We start from the raw sequence: 22,217 nt of genomic DNA, 5'->3' as shown, positions 1-22,217 counted from the left end.
TTTATTGTTCATGCGTTTTATTTTTCACAACCTTATTGAATAAATCTGTATTGATTTTATCGAATTCTTCAACACTTCCGATTAATTCAGTTTTTAATTGCCGCATGATATGCCACAAGATTCTAATCGTTCTATGATGTTCTCTGTAATAGCTTCTTTCTTCGCCTTTCATTTCTACTTCGAACATTTTGTCATTTAATTGACCTAACAGTATTTCTACATCAATTAAAGTATCTGTATGCCCTTTAATTTCGCCTGTTTCATTGTCTAATTTGAATGCTAGTTCTCTTAAATTCCCCATGTTTCCAACGCTCCTTATTTACTATTCATTTCACGTAATTTTTGCTTTGCTTCTAATTCCATAGCTTGTAATAACACTGGATTGTTCCTTGCTTCAGCACATCGCTTTACAATCTCATGTGCTTTCATTAACCTCGTTGCGGATAATACCCCGTTCATATGTATTCACCTCATTTTTGTCAATTTGACGTTGCTACCGTCTTTTTTCAGCTATCATTTCCAACATTTGCATTTATTTTCGGTCCGCAATAGACCATCTGACCAACATCTTTGTTTTTCCTATGCACACGCCAGCCAAAGCGTTATCGTTTACCATTCATCTACAATTTCTGTTATCACTTCAAATGCTTCCTTATAAAACCACCAACGTTTTCTATTACGACGTCGTTCAATGACACGCATTCTTGCATCAGATAAAATCTCATCTTCTAGGAATCTCCGTGACATTGATGTCATTACTACCAATCTTTCAATATCAACCATTAATAATGTTTCATGAAGTTGTTGATCTATCTGCTGCATTATGTATTCCTTGATTGCTTTTTCATCAATATTCACTTGCACATTTGCAGGAATCACCATTTTCACCTCTTTCTATTTATCAATTAAATTACGCTTCTACTTTTTCACAGCTTTGCATAGCTCCATTAATTAACCATGCCTCAACTGTCGGACGATGAAAAAGAATTTTCCCTTTAATTCTTGCATGAGGTATTTCTCCCATACGAGCCATTGAATATACAGTTGTTAAAGAAACACCTAGCAGATCTGCAACCTCTTTGACAGTCAGCGTTATTTTTTCCATGTTCCCCCTCCTTTATTGCTGTTGCAATAAATATAACACCACTTTATTGCAATTGCAATACATTGCAATAATTTATTACAGTTTTTTATATTTCATTGCAATTGCAATGACAAACAATTATCATTTGTTTTAAAGGAGAGGTGTTTTATGAGTGAAAACAATATTAATATTGGTGCATATATCAAAGGTTTACGTGAGCAAAAAACAATGACTATCTCTAAACTGGCTGATACTTCTAAAGTTTCTCAACCATATCTGTCACAAATTGAAAAAGGAAAAAGAAATCCTTCATTGGATATTATTCGAAAATTATCTAAAGCTCTTGAAGTTGACTTTTATGATCTAGCATGGCGTGCTGGTTTTTATACAGATGAAGAAATGCAAGAAAGAAAAGGAATAGAAGAATATTTTAATTCCATGACACCGGAAGAAGAAGCAGCATACTTAGAAGAAGAAAATAAATTGTCAAAAGTGGAAGAATACCGTAGACGTGAATATCCAGATATAAAAGAGGTTCTAGAACAAAGTGATGTTTACTTTAACGGTAAATCACTGAATAAAGAACACAGAGAGTTAGCTATAAAAATGTTAGATGTGTTATTTGAAAAACTGGAAGTAAACTATCCTTCATATAAAGAAATTGAGAAAAAATATGATTCAGTAAATACTAGGTTTTCGTTTTTCTTTAATCAAGAAGCATCTGATTACTCAAAGGATAAATAGCATCAATTCAACACTTATCCATTCCTATGCATACGCCAGCCAAAGCAATGAAAGGAATGGTAATAGTGAAGTTACACAAATCAGCAAAAGAGCCGGAAATATACTATTATTTCAATGCAAAGAATGAAAAACTGTGGATGTACCGTCATAAGTATTATGACAATACAGGTAAAAGGAAAGAGAAAAAGAAAAGTGGATTTAAATCAGAAAAGGCAGCCCTCAAATCACTTTTAGAAGTGAAGGCTGCAACAATACGTGGTGAATCTAAACAAGTCGAGCACGATCAAATGACCATTGGAGAATGGCTGGACATTTGGTATAACACTCATAAAAATAGTTGGAAACCAACATCTCGAGCACAACGTGAAATGGCTATTCGCCTACAAATGAAACCGTTACTGGGCCACTACAAATTGCAAACATTGGATAGAACCACATATAAGAGAGAATTTTTGAATATACTTGAAAAGAAATATAAACCTGGTACCGTTCATTTATTTCATACCTTGTTCAAGATCGCCATCAATGCAGCTGTGGAAGATGAAATATTATCTCGTAATCGTTTCACAAAAATTAAACTTTCAAGCCAAGAAACTGTAAAAGAAGAAAACAATAATTACTTCACCCCTGAGCAATTAGTTGAATTTTTGAAAGTAGCTAAACGTGAAGAAAACACCACAAATTACACATTTTTATTGACCGTTGCATACACAGGAATTCGTAGAGGTGAAGCCTGTGGATTGCAGTGGAAAAACATCGATTTTGATAATAAAACAATTACTATTGAACGTACCAGAGATAATAAGGGGATACGATCACCCAAGACAAAAAATAGCTATCGAACAATTCTAATAGATGATGTATTAGTAAATCAATTGAAAGCATACCGTAAATGGTGCATGGAAACAATGCTATCTTTTGGGTACAAGCTACAAGATGAATCTTTCGTATTTACATCATATCAAACCGGGAAACCTATAACAGATAGCAGTGTCCTGTATGCTTTTAGAAGGGTATTAAAGAAAACAAATCTTCCTTCAATAACAATACATGGCTTACGTCATACACACTGTACCATATTATTAAACCAAGGTTTAAATGTAAAAGTGATTGCCGAACGTTTAGGGAATACTCCACAAATGATTTATGAAATTTATGGACATGTATTGAAAGAAATGGAGTCCATGTCAGTAGAGTTATTTAGCCAAAGCTTAGCAGAAAGTGGGGCTAATTTTGGGGCTAGTTAATAATAAAGTTGCTTCAAACACTGATGTAATAAGGCTTTTTAATACTATCGAGTTCTACTCTCGTTAATGATGAAAAGCCAATCCTTTTGGATTGGCTTTTTTCGTTGTATAAAAACATTTATCTCGCAGTTTCACTTTATTTCAGTTTTATATTCATCGTTTTATTCTCTGCTTGTTTCTCCACATAAACATGTTGTTCACTACATTTTTTTTGTAATTGACTTGTTTCGTTTTCTGCTAGCTGTCCTGCATTTAGTAGTGAAAAAATAATTAATGCTTCTAGTGACATATAGATAACTCCCTCTTTTCTATCACTTTTGATATTTACAGCATACATGTTTGTTATGAACTTGAAGTGAACATACGGAAAAGTTTTGAACAAAAATTCAACATGACATAATAATGAAATTTGTTATTTCACCTTTCTCATTTGTTTCAGAAAAAGTGATAAGCAAAAAAATTGTATCATGCTCATTCACACTTATATGATATTTCAATTTAAATGTTTTCTAAATTAAACACACTCTTCACTCGCTGCCACATCTTTCATTTCTACACTAGACCAATCTAGCTTCAAATACCTATATCCAAATGCAACAAATAATCCTAAAATATAAATGTAAAACCCAATCCATGGACCATAAACCCCTAATTTCCACACAAAGGTGAAAATAAAAGATATTGGAATAAACATGAACCATCCTAATAATAAAGCTACTTTCATTGTATAAGAATTATCACCAATACCTCTTAAAGCACCAGCTAAAATTAATTGAAGTCCATCAAAAATAACGAACAATGAAGCAAAACGTAACACTTCAGCAGTTAGTGAAAGTACTACTTCTTCTGTAGTAAATAATTTTGCTACATATTCCGCTCCAAAAAAATAAATGATTGTAAATGGAACAATGAAGTAAAGTCCTACTTTCATTACATCAAATCCAATTTCTTTAGCAATGAGAGGTTTCCTTTTTCCAAGTTGTTGTCCAAGTAAAATTGTTGCTGTAATTCCAAATCCAATCCCTGGCAAATATGCGAGTGATATTACATTTAAAACAATTTCTGTAGCAGCTAATTCTATATCACCAACTCTAGAAATGAATATGGTAAAAACAAGCATTGCACCACTCATTCCTAGTTCTTCTAAGCCGATCTTTAATCCCTCTATATTAACTAGTTTAAACTCTCCTTCTTTAAAACTTATAAGCTTTCTTGTTGGAAATACATTATTTTCCCTAAAATAGCAAACTAGCAATCCTGTAACTTGAACAATTTCTGAAACAATAAATGCCCAACCTGCACCTAATACACCTAATTTAGGAAAGAATAAAAATCCATTTACCAACAATAGTGCTAATATTACATTTAAAGTATTACCTAAAATTGAAAAATACATTGGAGTCTTTGTATTTCCTATCCCTCTAAAAAATCCATTTAATACTACCCGAAACATGTTCAGTGTAAATGAAATAATTCTTAATCCTAAATAACCTACTCCAATCAATGCAATACTTTTTGAAACCCCCATAATTCCAAAAAACCATGAAGGCACAAATAATGCGAATAATAAGAAAAAAGGAACTAGAGCTATAACAGAATATATTCCTGTATACGTGTATGTAACACATTTTTTTAAATCTCTAGCTCCATAAGATTGTGATACTAAAAAGTTTACAGCGAAGCCAATGCCACTAAATAGAGCAAACAAATTTAATATAACTACGTTTGTAATACCCACTGCAGCAATTGCTTCATAACCTAAGTGTCCAATAATGATAAGATTTACCACTCCCATTAAGTTAGTGGAACTCATCTCAATGATAGTTGGAATAGTCATTTTCAAAATTTTCTTATATCTATTCATGTTTAACTCCTATAAAAAAGACATGTTACAGCTGCACCATTTTTCAGGTTCACTACATCACTTTGCTCACAAGGTAATCCCCTTAACATCGCTCCTGCGAATCCTCCATTAATAATGTATACCCCCCAACACATGATGGCTTTCTTTAAATCAATAGTTTCCTCTATTACAAAAGGAATTTCTTCTTCAAGTGGATATACCCTTTCCTGGACAATATACACAATATCAGAATTTAATAAATTTAAAACCGCTTTTTCCCAATCATTCTCATTGTACTTCCAGCCTAAAAATACCTCATTTCCTCCATAACCAATCGTTGCCTTAATCACAAGTTTATCTTTATTTTTTAAAATATACTCCATTCCCTCAACCTCTAGATTATCTTCTGACGTTACCATGTCTTTTAAAAATCGAGTCCAAGGAATGCATCTTTTTACTAAATCTAATTCTTCATTTGTAAAGAAATGACTATAATAAGGATCTGAAAGGAACACAAGATTTCCTTTATTTCCATAAAGTTCAGTATGAAATCCTGTTAACAACTCCAGATTACCAGCTTGGGAAGCTTGGACAATTGCTTGTACTTCTTCTGGATTATATAGCGCATCATCACATAAAAATGCACGATACAAAATATCAATTTTCCGGCCATTTACTGTAAGCATATTATCCTTAAGTTCCGCTTCTTTTTGAGAGCATATAATCGCATTATATCCAGCTTCTTCTAGTCTTAATTTAATATAATTTAAGGTCCCATAGTAACTATCAAGATATTCATCCCAATCCATAACAGCTATAGTTATGTCACTATAGTTTCTCCCAATCTTTATAGCTAGTTCATTTATATTTTCTATTAATATATCCATAGGATCAACATAATCCCATTTTTCAGAATCCTTTAGCATTTTATAAAACTCAAAAGAACGCATGCTTTTATTTAAATATCCTATATCTAGTCCTCCAACACTGCTATCTACATTAAATTCCAAAAATTTATATCCATCTTTTGTAAAATACATATCGCTGCGAGCTATCAAATTCTTATTTTGATACGTTGTCATCATTAATTGATATTGTTTTTCTGAAAAACCTAAAGTTGTACACATTTTTAGGATATCCCCTGAAAATATACGTTCTGGTAAAGATACAATAATATCTAATAATGCCTTGGTATCTCTACTAAGGATGTCCAATTTTTCTCCGCTTAACAATCCAGGCTTTGGAATTATCATAGTTTCTTTATCAGAATAATACTGAAGAACTCTCTCTTTAACCAATTTATTTTGTAATTGTTTAAATGAGCTGATTGCTAATTGGGAATTCTCTCGTACACTCACATTAAATTCATCAACATGTGTCTTCATACACTCATTACCTTTTCTTTCACATCTTTTAATACAATTACAGGTTGCTCATATCCACCTTGGCCAAGATTAATAACAGCTTTATCCGAAATACGTGATACGACTCCAGCATATTTTCCACCAAACATAAATATATCAATTCCAAATTTCTTGCTTTTTTTCACAATATTTTCACCTTCGGATTCTAATATACTTACACTTGGAATTTCGTTATATTCCTGAATAATCCAATTTGTATTTTTATTATCATTTACAATTTTAGCCCATACCTCTTCATCTGTATCTTTACCTAAAAATACATTTTCCCCTCGTGTAGAATTATCAACTTTTAAAACAAAGCGATCTTTATTATCAATAACATATTCAATTAAATTTATTATTTCCCCTTTAAAAGAAGTTATAGTTTCTTCTAACTTTCTTGTCCATAAAATATGTTTATTAACCATCTCGATTTGTTCGTAAGATAAATATTTTTCTTGAAATCTCGGATCTGTAAGTAAGGCTAATGTCATTTTACTCTCTCCGATAAACATAGAAGGATATGAGTTAACATTACAAACTAGCCCTTTCTCACATGCTTCAATTACATCCTCCATATCTTTATTACCTAGTTCTAATTGATCAACTTTATTATAAATAATATCGATGGGACATTCGTTATACATAAGTTGCTGCCTTTGTGAATCTAATTTTAGATCTCGCAAATCACAAATAACAATGTTATGTCCCATTTCACGACCATATTTTTTTATGTGCTCCAATTCGTATGAATAGTTACCAGCATAATTTACAAGAGCAATTTGAGGCCTATCAATATTACCTCCCATTTCTTTATAAGCATTTAATAATTCACTAATAAATCCATTAGGTGTATCACACAAAAATTGTTCCTGTTCATAAGAGCTTGTAATTTCTTTAATAAATGATAGATTAGCCCATTGCTCTTTCAATTTACCTAATACAATAACCCCTCCTGGGCAGCATGCATTTGGTTCAACGACTTTAAATCCATCTCCTCCATTCCATATACAATCAAATCTTGAGATTCTAATTTTGCGCTTATACCTTGGATTAATGTTAATTAATCTTGTATATTTATTGTAGTATGAAAAAAACTCCTTAATCTCGTCATCTTTCTCATATGCTTCTAACACTATTTCTAATGCATCAGAAAGTGTTTCAGAAGCTCTCTGAAAATATTTGTTTTCTTCTTCAGTAATAGCTAAAGGCTGAACAGAAAAAGGGAGTGCCTTTTCTTTAAATATTAATCCTTCTTGTTGAATGATTTGATCTACTTCTTTTAAAGTCTCTTTAAAGCCTCTTTCATTTTTTTCTGCTAAATTATGAAATTCTTCTCCAATTTGTTTAAATAACATATAAAATCCCTCCGTTTATTTTCTTTGATCTATAACTCGAACGATTTTTCCTGAACTTTCAGAAACCTTAAGATTCTCTCTGCTTACTAAACTGATTACTAAGGGGGCGATTACCTGTAATTGAATCATTTGTTTAAGCTTCGGTGTATAAGTTAAAATCCGCTCCCTAATTCTGTTTATTAAATTTGCTTCAATTTCTTTATCCATAGCTTTTCCTGATACTTCAAAAAAAACATGAATCATATCTCTATTTGCCTGTTTTTTTACTACTAATTGAAATTCTCCAGTCAACTCGTCTAAATGACTGCATGCCTGAGCGAAAATTTGCGGAAAGATTTGTTCACCACCTAATTTAATGATTTCCCCTTTTCTTCCGATTAATTTAATCCTTTGATTCGTTCTCCCACACGGGCACAAAGAATCTATTTTTAATACCAAATCATTTGTTTGGTATCGAATAACTGGCATCAATTTTCTTTTTAAATTCGTAATGACAAGTTCACCAACTTCTCCATCTTGTACAGGTTGGCCTTGTTCATTCAAGATCTCAACATACTGCAATTGATCATGTATATGGTACGTACCTGCTTCACAGTAATCACATTGAAAACCAATAGTCCCAACATCCATACTTTGAAACACTGATTTGAAATCTTTCACTCCTAAAGCAGATTCTAAATAATTCTGGGTAGAAGAATACATTTTTTCTCCGCCATAAACAATTCGATTTATTGAAAGTTGACTTTTGTTTTTTTCTATATATTGTGCTAAGGGTACGACATCCGAAGGCATGACTAACAGGGTTGTAACATTGAACATTTTTATATACCTAGATAACCTTTCAAGATCCGAACTCATCCCTATAGGAACAATTGTACATCCTGTTCTTTCAAGTCCTAGATAAACAGTAAACTCAGATGTTAAAAATCCTGGTACTCCAAATGTGGCAACTGTATCACTTTTATTAATTCCGGCCATTGCATAACCTTTACCATGAAAAAATATATTTTCTTTTAGCTCATCTGCTGTTAAATAAATCAGTTTAGGTTCTCCTGTTGTTCCCCCACTTGTAAATACGTAAGAATTGTGAGGAGAACTGGTCAGCATATGCTTTGGCGGAATTTCTTTCATAATATCTCGAGAACTAATCATAGGAATTTCTTCATACTCTCTAAGATTGCTTACATTCACATTTACATTTTGATATAACTCCTGGTAAAATCGCGATTGTTCGTTAGCAAAAGATACAATTTTATTTAGTTGTCCTAATTGCTTTATTTGTTTATCTTTCCTCGGGATAAAATCTGTCGTTTTCTCTAAATTTGTAAATATTGAAGTGCTAAACAATAAATCTCCTCCTTTGTTCATGATAAAAGAAATGATTAGCTTCTTTCACAATCACCATCTCTTTACTGGCATCATGTAATCACAGAAAAACACCAATATTAATCCGAAAATATTTTTTACCTTTTTTTCATAAATATTACAGTTAGAAGTTTATACGCATTAGATTTTATTTTAAATATTAAAAACAAGACAAAAATCGACACTAATATTATTAAAATGAATTTTTTTTTACTTTTTTTATTTTTTATTCCTAAATTTGTAATTAACACTAGATAAATAAAAGGGGGTTTTTTAGAAATTTTGAATACGTTATAAGTGACAGAAAAATAAGAATTGTTTTGATAAATTAAAGTGCGTCCTTTTTAAGTACCTAAAAACAAAAAAACAAGACAATTTTGTCTTGTTTTTCCACTATATTTTTTTACAAAATATTTCTTCCGTATCTTCTGGTATAAGAAAGTCCTCATACACATTTTATAAGACTCCGGCATCACCGAAGTCCTTTTTCAACCATATTCCCTTACGCTATTTCTTTACGTTTTTCACCTAAAGAGTAGTTCGCAACTTTTGTAATTGAACTGTTCGCAACGAAGTAAATCTCGCCGGTTTCTGCAACGAGCTGCGTCGTACGAAGCCCTACTTCTTCGATGATACCGTCAATATCATTAATTTTCACTTTATCGCCAACTGAAAATTGATCTTCGAAAATAATAAAGAATCCTGTTACAACGTCTTTTACTAAGTTTTGTGCCCCAAACCCAATTGCTAAACCGGCAACACTCACCCCAGCAAGAAGCGCTTTAATATCGATTCCTACTGTTTCTAAAACCGTCATAATGACCATGAAATACACAACATAATGAACAATATTTTGACAAAGCTTCGTTAATGTCGCTTCACGTCTTTCATTTGTACGCACAGGCGCTTTGCTGCTCATCTTAAATATTTGTTCAATTCCTACAGAAGCTACGCGAATAATCACTTTTGCCGCAATAAAAATAACAATAATTTTCAGGATGGTTTCCCCAAAGCTAATTAATTTGTCCGGATTTAAAATATACTCATCTACAATTTTCTGAATATCCAAAATGTTAACTCCTCTCCTTTAAAATGCAAAAAGCGTAAGAATTCTTACGCTTTTTGGCATGTTAGTAACGAATTAAGAAATATTTTTTCTTCCCGCGGCGAATGATTGTAAATTTACCTTCAATGCGGTCTTTTTCTGTTATCATGTAGTCTAACTCTTGTGTACGTTCACCATTTACATAAACCGCACCATTTGTAATATCTTCGCGTGCTTGACGTTTTGACGGTGAAATTTTACTTTCCACAAGTACATCCACTAACAATGCATCTTCTACACTACGCTCTACAGATGGTACATCCTTAAATCCTTGCTCAATTTCCGCTGCTGTTAATTCTGCAACAGAACCGCTAAATAATGCTGCTGAAATTTTAATTGCTTGCTCTAATGCTTCAACACCGTGAACAAGTTTTGTCATTTCAGAAGCTAATGCTTTTTGTGCTTCACGCTTTTCAGGTGCTTCTGCAACTTGTTTTTCTAACTCAAGAATCTCTTCATGAGATAAGAATGTGAAGTATTTTAAGTATTTCACAACATCACGATCATCTGTGTTAATCCAGAATTGGTAGAATTCGTACGGCGTTGTTTTTTCTGGGTCTAACCAAACCGCTCCGCCTTCTGTTTTTCCAAACTTCGTACCATCAGATTTCGTTACAAGCGGTACAGTTAAGCCGAATGCTTTCGCATCTTCTTCTGATTTACGGATTAATTCTAAACCAGCTGTAATGTTCCCCCATTGGTCACTACCACCAATTTGTAACCTACAACCGTGCGTTTGGTATAAGTTTAAGAAATCGTATGATTGTAAAATCATGTAACTAAACTCAGTGAATGAGATACCTGTTTCTAAACGAGATGCAACTGTATCTTTTGCTAACATGTAGTTTAAGCCAAAGTTTTTACCGATATCGCGTAAGAATGTAATTAAATCTAAAGAACCAATCCAATCGTAGTTGTTTGCGATTGTTGCTGGATTACCTTCTTTATTGAAGTCTAGGAAGTTAGAAAGCTGCTCTTTAATACGCTCACTGAAAAAGGCAACTGTTTCTTTTTCATTTAATGTACGCTCTGCTTTCTTACCACTTGGGTCACCAATTAAACCTGTAGCTCCGCCAACAAGTGCGATTGGCTGATGCCCTGCTTGTTGGAAACGACGTAATATTAAAATTGGTAGCATATGACCAATATGTAAACTATCAGCTGTTGGGTCAAAACCGCAGTATAATTTCACACTTTCTTTCTCTAATAGTTCTTGCAAACCTTCTGCATCCGTTTGTTGGTTAATTAGGCCACGAAACTCAAGATCTTGTAAAATGTTCATCATATTCACTCCTTTAAAAATAATTTGTGCGCGGAATTTAAAAACATAAAAAAATCGCCCCTTCAATAAGGGACGATTTTAATCATCGCGTTACCACCCTAGTTGCAGATAAAAAACCTGCCACTTCATTCACATAACGGCTCATCACCGTCTTTCCCCTTTCGGATGAAATCCAATCGAAGAAAGATGCTCCAGGGTCGTAATTCGCGATCATTTATGTGCTGATTTTCACCGGCCATCAGCTCTCTAAAACAGGGAAATGATCACTACTGTTCCCTTTCCACGCTCGATTATTTATATACTTCTCTTTATAACATCATTTGTATATGCCTGTCAAATGCAGCTGGAAATTTCTCGATTGTGATTTCGTTATATTACTTTTCCAAAATTTCACTAGCGAGCAATAAGTATCGTCAATAAAGAAAGGAGCGGAACACTAGCTAACAGAGAGATGTGAAACACAATTGATAAATCATTACCAATTGTCGCTTCAACAGGATCTTTAGCCGGAGACGCAAGAAAGCGTAAAAATCGATCTCCCCTATTCACTTTTTGCGGAAAATCAGGAACTTCCACATGATCACTATCTAAATGCTGTTTCAATCTATATTCTTTATCAAAGGGATTTTCGGTCAATTTCATCCACCTCCAGCAATTGCTTCAATTTCTTAATACCATGATAAAGCCTCGATTTCACCGTTCCTATAGGAATATCTAGTACCTCTGCGATTTCCTTTTGTAGCATATCATGATAATAAGAAAGAATAAGGACCGCTCGTTGGTCTTCTGGAACCTTCAAAATTGCTTCTCTCACTGTAAGACGGTCTTCTTGCGAAAATTCCTTCTCTTGAATCGGTACAAGAAATGGTATAAGTGAACGCCATTTCTTTCTTCGATTCAGTTTATTAATCATAAGCCGATAACCAATTTGAAACAAATATGTTTTAATCTTTCCTTTTTCAATCGCATACATATGTTTCTTACGTTCTAACGTCAAAAATGTGTCTTGAACGAGGTCTATACTCAGCTGTTCATCACGGTTAAAACGATATAAAAATGTATATAACGCCGGTTTGATTAAAACATATAATCTCTCCCCCGCTTGTTCATCTCCTTTTTGATAGGCGAGCATTAATTCCTCCTCAACCCCAATTTGCGTCATGTTTTTTAATCTCCTTTATCCCCTTTAATGTTAGAGATAAGCGGATAATTAAATATAAACTTGCAACAATCGTCCATACTTGTGATTGATTCGTAAAAAATTGTACATACGGATTTCGAACTGTTAATCCGCTTGAAATTAGGAAATTTAACACCTGTACACATATACAAGCGTATGCTGCAATGCAAACCGATATGGTATCAAATACATTCCAGTGAAAATAAACTTTTGTTTTTGTAAAGTCGATTTTGTTCCCAGCTTTTCGCACGATATATTTCTTATCAAAAGGGATAAGGATGGAAAATATAATGATCATCATACATGCTATCGTAATCATTGAAACTTTAAATCCTATCGCTATAGGCAAAAGTGTACCTAAAGCAATTACGATTATAATACTGATCAAAACGAATGAAAGCATCCATTTATTCGACATATGAAGCGCCCCCTAATTTATTTTTCATAAACTTATACAAATGATGGAGGCAAATGGTTCAAAAAATTATTTTTTTTTTTATCCTGCTGCTTTTGGGCAGTAAGAGTCCGATTGGGTGAGCTTTCCATCAGCAGGGATGAGGCTCCCCACTAACGGCAGCTTTACTTATAAAAGTGACTATGGTCGTTTTTCCAGCGCTAATTTAATCCCAAATGCCAAAAGTACAAAACCACTTATCCCTTGAATAGCCCGCTCTGTAGACGGCTTTTTCATCCATGTACGAATTGCATTGATTAAATAAGTATAGAGTATAAACCATAGAAAGGTTAAAACTGTATATGTCATTCCCATAATAAAAAGTTGAAAAAACGTATTTCCATCATGCTGTATAAATTGCGGTAAAAACGTTAGAAAGAAAATAGCTACTTTGGGATTTAACAAATTGGTAAGAAAACCTTGTCGGAAGCAAGAAGCACCTTGATACTTATTTTTAACTGTAATATCCTCTGTTTGTTTTCCTTTCTTCCGTAAAGACCATAATGATACGCATCCTAAATAAATAAGATAAATAGCACCAATATACGTGAATGACCCCTCCTTAACTCTTTTACGAGCTGTTTGAAGAAGGGGCTTCCTGTTTCATAGAGCGATGCTGTTTGGGTTTTCCAAGCAGTCTTACATACTCTCCGCAGGCGTCGTTTATACTGTTTGGACACAACCTTGCCCTACAGTTTCAGTCTTCAGCCGCTCTCACACATAATTGTTCTAACCCCTTTCGCAAAATGTTTAGACTTGCATTATGATCCCTGTCTAATACCGTTCCACACTTTGCACAAATATGTGTCCGAATAGAAAGTGATTTTTTCACACGATTCCCACAGCCTGAACAATCTTGTGATGTATATGCTGGATCTACTTTTACTAGTAGGCCTCCAACTTTCTCGCACTTATACGAAAGCATGTTGCGAAAAGCACCCCAGCCCACATCAGAAATCGACTTCGACACCTTTCGATTTCTGACCATGTTTCGGATATCGAGATTTCCCATACAAATCACCGAATACATTTGTGTAAGATAATAACTTAATTTGTGTAAAAAATCTTTTCTTTGATTCGCCACCTTTTCATGAAGGTTCCGAATCCGTTCCACTTGTTGATTATAATTCGCAGAACCTTTCTTTTTCTTTGAAAGATTACGTTGTGCTTTCTTCAATTGCTTTTCTTTTTGACGAAGAAATCTGGGATTTTCAACTGACATTTCATTGGAAAGAACAGCATATTTGTTTAGTCCTACATCTATACCAATTGCGTGCTCCATAACAAAAGAGGAAGGTACAGCTTGTCTTTCGACACTAAAAATAGCGTACCATCTCTTAGATTGACGTTTGATAATGAATTGTTTGATGGTTCCTTCTATCGAGCGATGAAGAAGGATATCAATTTCTCCTAATCGTTTGTTATATAATTTTCCGTTATCCGCAAATGACATCGCATAGCGGTGTTTTCCATTCGGTTTGCATCCAAATTGAGTAAAAGTAAGACTGTTATATTCTTTATATTTTTTCATTTTTGGATAGTTGGCATCCCCACGAAAAAAGCCATCATATGCCTTTTTCAGTCGTAAAAATACTTCCTGTAAGGGCTGTGATGGCACTTCTTTTAGAAAAGGATACCTCTTCTTATCAATTGCTTGTTGCTTTTGCATGTCAGAGCGTGTATACGATTGTTTATTTTCTTTATATTTTCTTTGTTTATCTAAAAGAGCAGAGTTGTAAGTTTGACGACAATATTGTAACCAACGTTCTAACATTTCTTTTTGTTCTTGAGTTGGAAAAATTTCATATTTTTGGCTGAGCAACATTGTCATCACCTACCTCTTTTTTTGTTGTAGGGTTTCAGATCCCCACACACAAAACGGAATGTATGTTCTGTTTTGTCTCTAGTACTAACATACATGATGTTACATAAAAAGGAAAGAGAAATTGCATACTCTGCTGCATTTTAAAGTTATATGTAACGCTGAACAATTTGAACACAATTTTACTATACTCTAAACAAGAAAGGTCTGAACCAGGTGTAGTTCAGACCTTTCTTGTTTAATCTTCCATCGTAGACAAGTCACCTGTTGGTAAGTTTAACTCCCATGCCTTTAATACACGGCGCATAATTTTACCGCTTCTCGTTTTCGGTAATTTATCTCGGAATTCAATTTGTCTCGGTGCCGCATGAGCTGCAAGACCTTTTTTCACAAATTGGCGAATTTCTTCTTTTAATTCTTCAGATGGTTCGTAACCTGCGCGCAGTGCGATAAACGCTTTAATAATTTCTCCGCGAACTGGATCCGGAATACCAATTACACCAGCTTCAGCTACAGCAGGATGCTCGATTAATTTACTTTCTACTTCAAATGGACCAACGCGCTCACCTGACGTCATAATAACATCATCAATACGCCCTTGGAACCAGAAGTAGCCATCTTCATCCATATACGCAGAGTCACCTGACACATACCAGTCTCCTGGCATAAAATAAGACTCATATTTTTGCGGGTTATTCCAAACAGCACGCATCATCGATGGCCAGCCTTTTCCAATCGCTAAGTTCCCCATTGTGTATGGCGGCAATTCGTTTCCTTCATTATCAACAATTGCTGCCTTTACGCCTGGAATTGGTTTTCCCATAGAACCCGGGCGAATTTCCATGCATGGATAGTTACAAATAACTTGTCCTCCTGTTTCAGTCATCCACCACGTATCATGAATGCGAAGATGGAACACTTTCATCGCCCAGCGAATTACTTCTGGGTTTAACGGTTCCCCAACACTTAAGATATGACGAAGATCTGATAAATCATACTTCTTCAGCGTATCGTCACCAGCACCCATTAACATGCGAAATGCCGTCGGAGCGCTATACCAAACTGTTACACCGTAATCTTGAAGCGTTTCATACCAAGCATCCGGACTAAAGCGTCCACCTAAAACTACATTGGAAGCTCCGACTAGCCATGGCGCAAAAATACCGTATGATGTTCCAGTTACCCAGCCTGGATCGGCCGTGCACCAATACACATCATCTTCTTTTAAATCCAGCACCCATTTTGCTGTTTGATAATGCTGCACCATTGCATTTTGAACATGCAGCACACCTTTTGGTTTCCCTGTTGAGCCAGATGTATAATGTAAAATGAGCCCATCTTCTCTTCCAAGCCATTCAATTTTTAACTTATCAGAAGCTTGTTCAAAAAGTGGATTAAATGCTACAATTTTACCGCCTTCTTCTACACCTTCTCCAACAACGAATACCGTTTTTAACGCTGGTAAATCATTAAATGGTATACGTTCTAACAATTCCGGTGTTGTTACAAGCACCTTTGCTTCACTATCCACCAGGCGGTCACATACAGCCGCTTCCATAAAAGCTTCAAATAATGGACCAACGATTGCTCCAAGCTTTGTTGCACCAAGTAAAGTAAAATACAATTCCGGCGAACGAGGCATAAAAATAAAGACACGGTCGCCTTTTTCAACATCCCCATAATTTTTTAAAACATTTCCTGCTTTATTCGACAATTCCTTCATTTCTTTAAATGTATATTTCTCTTTTCTCACACCATCTTGATAATACAATGCTACTTTATTTTTTCGGTGGGATTTGGCATGTCGATCAATGGCCTCATAAGCCATGTTTACTCGCCCAGTTTCATGCCAAGAAAAATTTTGATTAACTTCTTCCCAATTAAAGTTTTGATATGCTTCATCATAATTTAACAAATTGTTTTCCCCTTGAATAACTGGAAGTGTTTCTACTTTCATTCTTTACATCCCCCTTCTATGTACCGTATAAGTGTATTATAAATATATATTTTATAATTTTCAGTATTTTTTAAGAATTTTAGACATTTTTTTACTGACAAATTTCGATTCACATCGCATACTGAGTACAGTAGTATGAAAATAGATAGTAGATTCACAAAGCCCTGAAGGTGGTGAGCCTAAAATTGATTCATAGCAAAGTTTACAATGCAAGAAATTTAAAAACACCAAAAGGAACTTTAATTATTGAAGGTCCTGTCCAGACACATAATTTAGAAACATATGAATTTCATCCTGATTTAATTGCCTTTCGACCTGCGGCTCAGCAGTATAAAGCAATTGTCGAGATTTCTAAGTTACCAGAAGCTCGAATTATTATTGCTCGTCATGAACATACAATTGTTGGCTATGTAACATATTTATACCCTGACCCTCTTGAACGATGGTCTGAAGGAAAAATGAAAAATTTAATTGAGCTTGGTGCAATTGAAGTTGCTCCTGATTTTCGCGGCTGCGCTGTTGGAAAGAACTTATTAGAAGTTTCTATGATGGATGACCATATGGAAGACTATATTATTTTAACAACTGAATATTATTGGCACTGGGATTTAAAACAAACTGGACTCAATGTCTGGGAATATCGAAAAGTAATGGAGAAGATGATGAATGCTGGTGGACTGGAATGGATGGCAACAGATGATCCTGAAATTTGTTCACATCCAGCAAACTGCTTAATGGTTCGCATTGGAAAACGCGTTGATACAGCATCCATTCAACAATTTGACCGCTTACGCTTCAAAAATCGTTTCATGTACTAAAAGGGGGATTACATCATGATCGTTGAAGAAATCATGAATCAAAATGTAACAACGCTGCGCCCAACTGACACGATTGAAACAGCCTTGAGAACATTAGCAGCACATAGTATTCGGCACATTCCAGTTGTAAATGAAAAATATGAAGTTGTCGGCATTATTTCCGACCGTGACGTTCGCGATGCGAGTCCGTCCATTCTTGATGAACACGTTTTAAAGGATTCTCTTAAAGAGCCGATTGAACGTATTATGAAGCATCCTGTTATGACATGTCATCCTCTTGATTTTGTTGAAGAAATTGCCACGTTATTTTTTGAAAATAAAATTGGCTGTCTTCCTGTTACAAAGAGCGGTAAACTTGTCGGCATTATTTCGGAATCAACAGTATTACATACACTCGTCAAATTAACAGGTGCTCATCAACCAAGTTCACAAATTGAAATTCAAGTAAACAATGAACCTGGTATTCTCGGAAAGGTCGTTGCTGTTTTCAGTGAACTGAAAATTAACATAGTGAGCGTTCTCGTCTATCCAGCAAAAGAAGAGCGCGACAAAGTTCTTGTATTCCGCATTCAAACAATGAATCCTCTTAAAGCAATTGAAGAGCTAGAACAAAAAGGCTACCATGTTTTATGGCCAAATATTGCGGGGATGGGAACATGAAAAATGTATTCATTTACTCAGAAAATTATCAGGGCTATTCCTTTAGTCCTGATCACCCTTTTAATCAGCTTCGGGTAAAGCTAACGTATGATTTACTGCAAAAAGGTGGATTCATACATCCTTCACAGATCATTCCTCCACGAATGGCAACAGATGAAGAAATTGCTTTAATTCATACAGAAGAGTACATAAATGCGGTAAAACGTGCTGGAGAAGGAACAATAGAACAATCACTTGCAATGTCCTATGGTCTTGGAACAGAAGATACACCCATGTTTCAAAACATGCATGAAGCGAGCGCCCTTCTTGTTGGCGGCACCTTAACTGCGGTCGATGCAATTCTTGAGGGAAAGGCAGAGCATGCTCTAAATCTCGGCGGTGGATTACATCATGGCTTTCGCGGAAAAGCATCTGGGTTTTGTATTTATAATGACAGCTCGATTGCCATTAAATATATACAACAAAAATATGGTCTTCGTGTTTTATACATCGATACAGACGCTCATCACGGTGATGGTGTGCAGTGGTCCTTTTATGACGATCCTAACGTATGCACAATTTCATTGCATGAAACAGGGCGTTACTTATTTCCAGGAACAGGAGCTGTAAATGAGCGTGGTCAAGGGAATGGCTATAGCTATTCTTTCAACGTTCCTCTTGATGCTTTTACAGAAGATGACTCATTTATTCATGCATATCGCACTGTTATTCGAGAAGTCGCTGACTATTTCAAACCTGATATTATTTTAACGCAAAACGGAGCTGATGCTCATTATTACGATCCTCTTACACATCTTTGTTCAACAATACAAGTTTACCGTGAAATTCCAAAGATTGCTCATGAAATTGCTCACGAATACTGCAATGGCCGCTGGATTGCAGTCGGCGGCGGCGGTTACGATATATGGCGCGTCGTTCCAAGAGCTTGGGCGCTCATTTGGCTCGAAATGAACAACATCCAAAACATCTCAGGACATCTCCCACCAGAATGGATTGAAGCTTGGAAAGGACAAGCTAAGACAGACCTCCCGCTCACCTGGGAAGACCCAGACAACATGTATAAACCGATTCCACGCAAACAAGAAATTGAAGAGAAAAACGAATTAACTGTAGCAAAGTGCCTTGAGATAATTCGGAATAATATGAAAAAGGTGTTATATTAAAAAAACGATATAAAAACCCTTTTCTTTTTAAGGGGAGACGAGAGCATCTGGCCGCGTATAGTAGCGGTCAGGTCTTTTTTCTGCCACATGCGAAGTTTTACACAAAGAGAGAGAGCAAATAGCGGGCATGTTTTGTCTGCATAGTTGCGACCTATATAAATACAAATTAAAAAATCGACATTAAAACCGTCTTTCTTTTTAGGTGGGCGAGAGCATCTGGCCATGCATAGAAGCGGTCAGGGCCTTTTTCTGCCACATGCAAGGTTTAAAACAAAAGAAGAAAGCAAGTAGCAGTCATGTTGTATTCTGCATAGCAGCGACTTATATGTCGAAAAATTAAAATGGAGATATATATTGAAAATTTAAAATAGATTTATATAAAAAGGAGATACACTTATGTGGAAACAACAACTTATCCATACAGACCGAGGAACTTTTGAACTATTTACAAAAGGACACGGAGAGCCGCTCTGTATTACACACCTTTACTCCCAATTCAATGAAACGGGCGACTATTTTGCTGACAGCTTTACATCCTTACATAAAGTTATATTAATTAATTTAAAAGATGCAGGAAATTCAGTAACTGCTTCTCAAGAAGACGAGTTAAGTATGGAAGAAACGATTCAAGATTTAGAAGCCATTCGAGAAGCGCTGCGCATTTCATCATGGCATTTTGCAGGGCATTCTACTGGCGGTATGCTTGGACTTTTATATGCTATAAATTATCCACAGTCCTTACAATCGTTAGTAGTCGTTGGCGCTGCTGCTAGTGATTACTCCAAAATGAAAGACTGTATTTATCATCCAGAACATCCGCAGTTTGCATATATGCAGCAGCTCATCGAGGATTTGAAATTACCACATCTTACGAAAAAAGAAAGAACTACTTTATCAACTGAGCGTACAAAGTTATCCTTATACAAGCCAGAACAATATGAAACATACTTCTCAAAAGCAATCTATAAAACGATGGCCGCAAGCCGTATGAACTATTTTGCAAAAGAATTTCGCAGCTTTGATGTAAGCGAACAACTTGCTAATGTAACAACAAAAACGTTAATACTTTGTGGACAACATGACGTACAATGTCCAATTGCATCTTCCTTGCAAATTCATAAAGGCATACGAGACTCTTCATTCATTCCTTTCGAACACAGCAATCATTATCCATTTTTAGAAGAGGAAGAGAAATTTTCATCGGTGATTACAGCATTCTATCATTCCTTGAAGGAAGGTAGTGAACATTTATAATGCTTCAAAATGGAATTACTTACATAACAGTGAATCACATACGACATTGGTGTAAAATTGCCGGTGCAGAACATAAGACAATACCAATTGTCGTTGTTCACGGTGGGCCAGACGGAAATCATTATACATTTGAACGAACAATTGGTCCAAAACTAGAGGAATTTACGACTGTCATTTACTATGAACAACGCGGGTGCGGACGTTCTGATGCCCCCGAAAATGAAGAAGATTACTCGATCCCTATTCTAGTCGATGACCTTGAAAAACTAAATTTGTAGCCTCCTTTTTCTATATGGGAGCATTTTTATTTTTCAACATATAGATTACTGCTATGTAGAAAAAAGAGGCCCGCTCTCGCTTCTCTCAAAAGAATGAATCTATATCGTTTTTATTTGTGTTTATATATTATATGTGTATCCTCTTAACACTCCATATAAGCGAATCAATCCCTTTTGAAAAATAAGAAATCGTTTTTTCCTTAAAAACATTAATATGAAAAGAAGAAAAAATTGTATTCCTTCTGATTAAACCGAATCCGTGATCTTTTGAATATTTTCATAAGAAATGAAAGAATCTAATTATACAAACGCTACCATTACAACATGTATGGCACTATATAACAAAGGTGGATGCTATGAAAAAATTTTTAATTTTGTATATCCTATTCACAGTTATAACAGGCCATTCGTCCAAACAGGAAGAAGCCGAATTAACAAAAAATGTGAAATATTCACCATCCCACAATGAAACATCGCAACCTCCTGCTCCTACAGCTCCTCCAAAACAAGAAAAAGTTATTTTAGATGTACCGCTCATACCTCAAAAACCCGAGCTGAAATTCGGCTGTGAAGTGACGAGCTTAGCAATGGTACTGCAGCACGCTGGCGTAAAAGTCGATAAAATGGAATTAGCCAACAATATCAAAAAAGACAATGATCCTCCGTCTGTGAGTAAAAACGGAGACATTCTTCAATGGGGAAATCCTAAAGAAGGTTTCGTTGGAGATATAACAGGAGAAAAGATGGGATATGCCGTCTACGTTGAACCACTGCAACAATTAATGGAGCGTTATCTTCCAAATCGCACAATAAATTTAACTGGAAAATCTTTTGATGATGTACTAGCTCAAGTCAAAATGAATAAACCTGTAGTGGTTTGGACGACAGGAGATTACAAAATTCCTGACAGATGGGCATCTTGGCAACACGGAAACGAAAAAATTACAGCTCCTCTAGATTTACACGCCGTTGTGCTCGTAGGTTTTGAGAACGGTTATATTTATATTAATGATCCTTTAACTGAGAAAAAAGCACTGAAAGTAAACAAAGAAACATTTATTCAAGCTTGGGATGCGTTAGGAAAACAAGCTTTGTCGTATCGTTAACAAATACAAAAAGGATGTGCTCTTTAAAAGCACACCCTTTTTCTCATTATTTTGCTTCCGTCTGCAGCTTGTAGCTCTACTTTGCGTCCGGCAA

24 protein-coding genes, 1 pseudogene and 1 other annotated feature are annotated in these 22,217 nt (G+C 35.1%); of the genes and pseudogenes, 8 read left to right on the top strand and 17 right to left on the bottom strand.

The window, feature by feature from the left end:
- Window position 1: 1 nt before the first annotated feature.
- From WAZ07_RS01000 to WAZ07_RS00985, 4 genes are all read right to left on the bottom strand, one after another.
- Window positions 2-301, bottom strand: a complete 300-nt coding sequence (locus tag WAZ07_RS01000; RefSeq protein WP_336470974.1) for a hypothetical protein — start codon at window positions 299-301, stop codon at window positions 2-4.
- A gap of 14 nt (window positions 302-315) precedes the next feature.
- Entirely contained in the window at window positions 316-459 is a 144-nt protein-coding gene (locus tag WAZ07_RS00995) for a hypothetical protein (RefSeq protein ID WP_336470973.1), read from the bottom strand.
- A 150-nt stretch (window positions 460-609) separates the two neighbouring features.
- Complete coding sequence (locus WAZ07_RS00990) at window positions 610-879, bottom strand: hypothetical protein (RefSeq protein WP_336471403.1); 270 nt, start codon at window positions 877-879, stop codon at window positions 610-612.
- A gap of 31 nt (window positions 880-910) precedes the next feature.
- Window positions 911-1,105, bottom strand: a complete 195-nt coding sequence (locus WAZ07_RS00985; protein WP_336470972.1) for a helix-turn-helix domain-containing protein — start codon at window positions 1,103-1,105, stop codon at window positions 911-913.
- 147 nt (window positions 1,106-1,252) lie between these two features.
- On the opposite strand from WAZ07_RS00985, the gene WAZ07_RS00980 reads away from it, so the two are divergent.
- Both WAZ07_RS00980 and WAZ07_RS00975 read left to right on the top strand, forming a co-directional pair.
- Window positions 1,253-1,828: a helix-turn-helix domain-containing protein gene (locus WAZ07_RS00980; RefSeq protein WP_336470971.1), complete on the top strand. Its 576-nt coding sequence runs from the start codon at window positions 1,253-1,255 to the stop codon at window positions 1,826-1,828.
- Window positions 1,829-1,893: 65 nt separating this feature from the next.
- The gene (locus WAZ07_RS00975) at window positions 1,894-3,075 is read left to right on the top strand and encodes a site-specific integrase (protein WP_461781903.1); all 1,182 of its coding nucleotides are present in this window, start codon (window positions 1,894-1,896) and stop codon (window positions 3,073-3,075) included.
- Between the two features lie 136 nt (window positions 3,076-3,211).
- Here the strand turns inward: WAZ07_RS00975 and WAZ07_RS00970 are convergent, their stop codons facing one another.
- The 13 genes from WAZ07_RS00970 to acsA all read right to left on the bottom strand — a co-directional run bounded on the left by WAZ07_RS00970 (window position 3,212) and on the right by acsA (window position 16,844).
- Window positions 3,212-3,364: a transporter gene (locus WAZ07_RS00970; RefSeq protein WP_090918221.1), complete on the bottom strand. Its 153-nt coding sequence runs from the start codon at window positions 3,362-3,364 to the stop codon at window positions 3,212-3,214.
- Window positions 3,365-3,589: 225 nt separating this feature from the next.
- Entirely contained in the window at window positions 3,590-4,939 is a 1,350-nt protein-coding gene (locus WAZ07_RS00965) for an MATE family efflux transporter (protein WP_336470969.1), read from the bottom strand.
- 2 nt (window positions 4,940-4,941) lie between these two features.
- Window positions 4,942-6,303, bottom strand: coding sequence for a glutathionylspermidine synthase family protein (locus tag WAZ07_RS00960; protein ID WP_336470968.1), 1,362 nt, complete (start codon window positions 6,301-6,303; stop codon window positions 4,942-4,944).
- Window positions 6,300-7,679, bottom strand: coding sequence for an ATP-grasp domain-containing protein (locus WAZ07_RS00955; RefSeq protein ID WP_336470967.1), 1,380 nt, complete (start codon window positions 7,677-7,679; stop codon window positions 6,300-6,302). The genes WAZ07_RS00960 and WAZ07_RS00955 overlap by 4 nt, the downstream gene beginning before the upstream one ends.
- Window positions 7,680-7,694: 15 nt before the next feature.
- The gene (locus tag WAZ07_RS00950) at window positions 7,695-9,026 is read right to left on the bottom strand and encodes a phenylacetate--CoA ligase family protein (RefSeq protein WP_090918229.1); all 1,332 of its coding nucleotides are present in this window, start codon (window positions 9,024-9,026) and stop codon (window positions 7,695-7,697) included.
- Window positions 9,027-9,546: 520 nt separating this feature from the next.
- Window positions 9,547-10,113: a mechanosensitive ion channel family protein gene (locus WAZ07_RS00945; RefSeq protein ID WP_090918231.1), complete on the bottom strand. Its 567-nt coding sequence runs from the start codon at window positions 10,111-10,113 to the stop codon at window positions 9,547-9,549.
- A 61-nt stretch (window positions 10,114-10,174) separates the two neighbouring features.
- The gene (gene tyrS / locus WAZ07_RS00940; protein WP_336471402.1) at window positions 10,175-11,431 is read right to left on the bottom strand and encodes a tyrosine--tRNA ligase; all 1,257 of its coding nucleotides are present in this window, start codon (window positions 11,429-11,431) and stop codon (window positions 10,175-10,177) included.
- A 65-nt stretch (window positions 11,432-11,496) separates the two neighbouring features.
- Window positions 11,497-11,723, bottom strand: a binding site (T-box leader).
- Between the two features lie 101 nt (window positions 11,724-11,824).
- The gene (locus tag WAZ07_RS00935) at window positions 11,825-12,067 is read right to left on the bottom strand and encodes a hypothetical protein (RefSeq protein WP_336470966.1); all 243 of its coding nucleotides are present in this window, start codon (window positions 12,065-12,067) and stop codon (window positions 11,825-11,827) included.
- Window positions 12,048-12,593 (bottom strand): RNA polymerase sigma factor, encoded by a 546-nt coding sequence (locus WAZ07_RS00930; protein ID WP_336470965.1) that lies wholly within the window; start codon window positions 12,591-12,593, stop codon window positions 12,048-12,050. The genes WAZ07_RS00935 and WAZ07_RS00930 overlap by 20 nt, the downstream gene beginning before the upstream one ends.
- Entirely contained in the window at window positions 12,574-13,029 is a 456-nt protein-coding gene (locus WAZ07_RS00925) for a hypothetical protein (RefSeq protein ID WP_336470964.1), read from the bottom strand. The genes WAZ07_RS00930 and WAZ07_RS00925 overlap by 20 nt, the downstream gene beginning before the upstream one ends.
- 177 nt (window positions 13,030-13,206) lie before the next feature.
- Window positions 13,207-13,590 carry a LysE family translocator gene (locus tag WAZ07_RS00920; RefSeq protein WP_336471401.1) on the bottom strand — a complete coding sequence of 128 codons (384 nt, stop codon included), beginning with the start codon at window positions 13,588-13,590 and terminating at the stop codon, window positions 13,207-13,209.
- A gap of 172 nt (window positions 13,591-13,762) precedes the next feature.
- Window positions 13,763-14,896 (bottom strand): RNA-guided endonuclease InsQ/TnpB family protein, encoded by a 1,134-nt coding sequence (locus WAZ07_RS00915; protein ID WP_336470963.1) that lies wholly within the window; start codon window positions 14,894-14,896, stop codon window positions 13,763-13,765.
- A gap of 229 nt (window positions 14,897-15,125) precedes the next feature.
- The gene (gene acsA, locus WAZ07_RS00910; protein ID WP_336470962.1) at window positions 15,126-16,844 is read right to left on the bottom strand and encodes an acetate--CoA ligase; all 1,719 of its coding nucleotides are present in this window, start codon (window positions 16,842-16,844) and stop codon (window positions 15,126-15,128) included.
- Window positions 16,845-17,029: 185 nt separating this feature from the next.
- Here acsA and WAZ07_RS00905 point away from each other — a divergent pair, with 185 nt between their 5' ends.
- From WAZ07_RS00905 to WAZ07_RS00880, 6 genes and pseudogenes are all read left to right on the top strand, one after another.
- On the top strand, window positions 17,030-17,662 hold the full coding sequence (locus WAZ07_RS00905) for a GNAT family N-acetyltransferase (RefSeq protein ID WP_090918239.1): 633 nt from the start codon (window positions 17,030-17,032) through the stop codon (window positions 17,660-17,662).
- A gap of 15 nt (window positions 17,663-17,677) precedes the next feature.
- Window positions 17,678-18,322: an acetoin utilization AcuB family protein gene (locus WAZ07_RS00900; RefSeq protein WP_336470961.1), complete on the top strand. Its 645-nt coding sequence runs from the start codon at window positions 17,678-17,680 to the stop codon at window positions 18,320-18,322.
- A complete protein-coding gene (locus WAZ07_RS00895) occupies window positions 18,319-19,485 on the top strand; it encodes an acetoin utilization protein AcuC (RefSeq protein WP_336470960.1) in 1,167 nt (388 codons plus the stop codon). Before WAZ07_RS00900 ends, WAZ07_RS00895 begins: the two co-directional genes overlap by 4 nt.
- A 396-nt stretch (window positions 19,486-19,881) precedes the next feature.
- On the top strand, window positions 19,882-20,739 hold the full coding sequence (locus WAZ07_RS00890) for an alpha/beta fold hydrolase (RefSeq protein ID WP_336470959.1): 858 nt from the start codon (window positions 19,882-19,884) through the stop codon (window positions 20,737-20,739).
- Window positions 20,739-21,008 (top strand): annotated as a pseudogene (locus WAZ07_RS00885) (alpha/beta fold hydrolase); the annotation flags it as partial. The gene WAZ07_RS00890 and the pseudogene WAZ07_RS00885, both read left to right, overlap by 1 nt.
- 365 nt (window positions 21,009-21,373) lie before the next feature.
- The gene (locus WAZ07_RS00880) at window positions 21,374-22,123 is read left to right on the top strand and encodes a C39 family peptidase (RefSeq protein ID WP_336470958.1); all 750 of its coding nucleotides are present in this window, start codon (window positions 21,374-21,376) and stop codon (window positions 22,121-22,123) included.
- Window positions 22,124-22,217 lie beyond the last annotated feature (94 nt).

Origin of the sequence: Bacillus bruguierae (assembly GCF_037104725.1) — a bacterium.
In the GTDB taxonomy this organism is placed as follows: domain Bacteria; phylum Bacillota; class Bacilli; order Bacillales; family Bacillaceae_G; genus Bacillus_A; species Bacillus_A bruguierae.
This window is presented reverse-complemented; position numbering and strand designations above follow the sequence as displayed.

Excerpts from the sequence above, each read along its gene's own strand:
- WAZ07_RS00890 (WP_336470959.1), top strand. The coding sequence starts at position 19,882 with ATGTGGAAACAACAACTTATCCATACAGACCGAGGAACTTTTGAACTA.
- tyrS (WP_336471402.1), bottom strand. The coding sequence starts at position 11,431 with ATGAACATTTTACAAGATCTTGAGTTTCGTGGCCTAATTAACCAACAA.
- acsA (WP_336470962.1), bottom strand. The coding sequence starts at position 16,844 with ATGAAAGTAGAAACACTTCCAGTTATTCAAGGGGAAAACAATTTGTTA.
- WAZ07_RS00900 (WP_336470961.1), top strand. The coding sequence starts at position 17,678 with ATGATCGTTGAAGAAATCATGAATCAAAATGTAACAACGCTGCGCCCA.
- WAZ07_RS00925 (WP_336470964.1), bottom strand. The coding sequence starts at position 13,029 with ATGTCGAATAAATGGATGCTTTCATTCGTTTTGATCAGTATTATAATC.
- WAZ07_RS00985 (WP_336470972.1), bottom strand. The coding sequence starts at position 1,105 with ATGGAAAAAATAACGCTGACTGTCAAAGAGGTTGCAGATCTGCTAGGT.
- WAZ07_RS00880 (WP_336470958.1), top strand. The coding sequence starts at position 21,374 with ATGAAAAAATTTTTAATTTTGTATATCCTATTCACAGTTATAACAGGC.
- WAZ07_RS00980 (WP_336470971.1), top strand. The coding sequence starts at position 1,253 with ATGAGTGAAAACAATATTAATATTGGTGCATATATCAAAGGTTTACGT.
- WAZ07_RS00895 (WP_336470960.1), top strand. The coding sequence starts at position 18,319 with ATGAAAAATGTATTCATTTACTCAGAAAATTATCAGGGCTATTCCTTT.
- WAZ07_RS00955 (WP_336470967.1), bottom strand. The coding sequence starts at position 7,679 with ATGTTATTTAAACAAATTGGAGAAGAATTTCATAATTTAGCAGAAAAA.
- WAZ07_RS01000 (WP_336470974.1), bottom strand. The coding sequence starts at position 301 with ATGGGGAATTTAAGAGAACTAGCATTCAAATTAGACAATGAAACAGGC.
- WAZ07_RS00930 (WP_336470965.1), bottom strand. The coding sequence starts at position 12,593 with ATGACGCAAATTGGGGTTGAGGAGGAATTAATGCTCGCCTATCAAAAA.
- WAZ07_RS00965 (WP_336470969.1), bottom strand. The coding sequence starts at position 4,939 with ATGAATAGATATAAGAAAATTTTGAAAATGACTATTCCAACTATCATT.
- WAZ07_RS00960 (WP_336470968.1), bottom strand. The coding sequence starts at position 6,303 with ATGAAGACACATGTTGATGAATTTAATGTGAGTGTACGAGAGAATTCC.
- WAZ07_RS00970 (WP_090918221.1), bottom strand. The coding sequence starts at position 3,364 with ATGTCACTAGAAGCATTAATTATTTTTTCACTACTAAATGCAGGACAG.
- WAZ07_RS00915 (WP_336470963.1), bottom strand. The coding sequence starts at position 14,896 with ATGACAATGTTGCTCAGCCAAAAATATGAAATTTTTCCAACTCAAGAA.
- WAZ07_RS00995 (WP_336470973.1), bottom strand. The coding sequence starts at position 459 with ATGAACGGGGTATTATCCGCAACGAGGTTAATGAAAGCACATGAGATT.